The organism is Vibrio sp. S9_S30, from assembly GCF_014694455.1.
In the GTDB taxonomy this organism is placed as follows: Bacteria; Pseudomonadota; Gammaproteobacteria; order Enterobacterales; family Vibrionaceae; genus Vibrio.
The window spans coordinates 1-1913 of the sequence record NZ_JAAUWT010000076.1; the positions used below are offsets into that span (position 1 = coordinate 1).

2 protein-coding genes are annotated in these 1913 nt (G+C 41.1%); one reads left to right on the forward strand and one right to left on the reverse strand.

The annotated features are described in order from the left end of the window. Positions 1–183 precede the first annotated feature (183 nt). Positions 184–492, reverse strand: a complete 309-nt coding sequence (locus HC752_RS24025; RefSeq protein ID WP_190337703.1) for a hypothetical protein — start codon at positions 490–492, stop codon at positions 184–186. A 142-nt stretch (positions 493–634) separates the two neighbouring features. Between HC752_RS24025 and HC752_RS24030 the strand changes: the two genes are divergently transcribed. Further along, a complete protein-coding gene (locus HC752_RS24030) occupies positions 635–1246 on the forward strand; it encodes a LysE family translocator (protein WP_190337704.1) in 612 nt (203 codons plus the stop codon). Positions 1247–1913 lie beyond the last annotated feature (667 nt).

Genomic DNA, 1913 nt, shown 5'->3' on the forward strand with positions numbered 1-1913 from the left:
GCAAGCAAAATGCTTCTCTGCCAAGTGAGTTTGTGTACTCGTTACGCTCTAACAAACGCTTCAAGCGGACTGCCAACGCGTGGCATTTTAGGTTTGCAGTGATAATTGTGTTTAAGGCGCAATGCGGCGGCTTGTTTTGTGCGTTGTCAGCAGCTTAAGCGGGCGTTATAGCGCTTTGATAATTCAAGGATTGTCAGGTTCTCGAAAATTGCTGGCTTCAGTGTTTTTGAGTTCGATTCCTCTACTAGCATCAAGGTGGGAAATTTTCGGCAAACCAAGTTGCTGCAAGCTTTCAAAACCAATTGGGAATGCTGGATTTTGAAGCTTGGTTTTCGGTTTGTTCTTCTCAATTCTCGACTGAATCGGTGTTTTGGGTTTTGTGGTCTGGTTGCAGAAGCTCACTTTGGCTAAGATGTCGTTCATTGACTGCAAGCTAAGTGCTTCATTGCCAAGTAAGTCTGATTGTTGGTATCGCTCTAACAAACAATTCAAACAGACCAAAAACGTGTGGCATTTTTAGTTTGCGTTGAGTTTGGTGTTTACGGTGGTTTGCAGAAACGGCATTTGTACGTTTTTGGCAGTTTAATTGGGCGTTATGCCTCTATCCAAAACTAAGGAAACAGCTAGGATTATTATGGACTACATTTTGTTTTTGCTCATTTGCCTGTTTGCCACTTTTTCTCCTGGCCCAGCTGTATTTTTAGCAATCAAAAACTCAGCGTCATATGGCTTCAGTAATACCATATTCGGAATTCTCGGAAATGTAGTAGCAATGCTGGCTATGGCTACTTTATCAATTGTTGGTCTAGGAGCTGTTTTGGTTGCTTCCGAAGCTATCTACCAAGCGTTAAAACTATTTGGCGGCTTTTATTTAATATACATTGGAGTAAAAACTTGGCGTAGTAACAACACCTTAGGTGAGAGTAAATGTATAAACAACATCAGACGTTCCAAATTATTTTATGAAGCATTTTTCGTAGGTATAACAAACCCCAAAGCCATTATTTTCTATACTGCTCTTTTTCCGCAATTCATCACGGTTGAAAACTCCGTAATACCGCAGTTTATTACCTTAGCTCTGACATTCGCAACAATGTCATTTATTGCCCTTTCAACATATGCGGTGGTCACTAATAAAGTTAGAGTTTGGCTCATGAAAGAAAAAATAAGTAAACTATTCAACCGAATCACTGGGGGAGCTTTCGTTTGTTTTGGCCTCTCGTTAATGTCTCATGAGAAGGCATAACAAATTGCTTAACAAAGACTCCTAACGCTTGGCGACTTCAGTCGCAATTTCAGCTCCGTGTTTATGGCACAATATTCAAGTTAAGCGGCATCGCGTTGTCGCTTGTTAGCAAGGCGTTATAGCGCTTTGGTAGTTCAAGGGTTGTAAGGTTCTCGAAAATACCTGGCTTCAGTGCTTCAAATTTCGATTCCTAAACCCGAATCAAGTTGGAAAAGTTGTCGCAAGCCAAGCCGTTGTGACTATTTCAAACCATTCCTGTTTACCGTATTTTGAAGCTTTGTTCTTGGCTCGTTTTTCTAAATCTCCGACCGAATTAGCGTTTTGGGTGTCGTGGTCTGGTTACAGAAGGTTTTGTTGGTTAGGATGTTGTTCATTGAATGCAAGCGAAGTGCTTCATTGCCAAGTGAGTTTGTGTACTCGTTACGCTCTAACAAAAGCTTCAAACCGACAAACAACGCGTGGCATTTTTGGTTTGCGGTGATTTTGGTTTTTAAGGCGTAATGCAGCGGCTTGATTTGTGCGTTGTCTGCGGTTTAAGCTGGCGTTATGTGCCTGATGGTGAGGGGGAAAATGAACTATCTTCCTAAAATATTTGCAACAAAATTTAGTTACTTTTCAAAAGTTTCTCCGATTGGAACCATGGGATATATGTTTGGTTCGATGATAG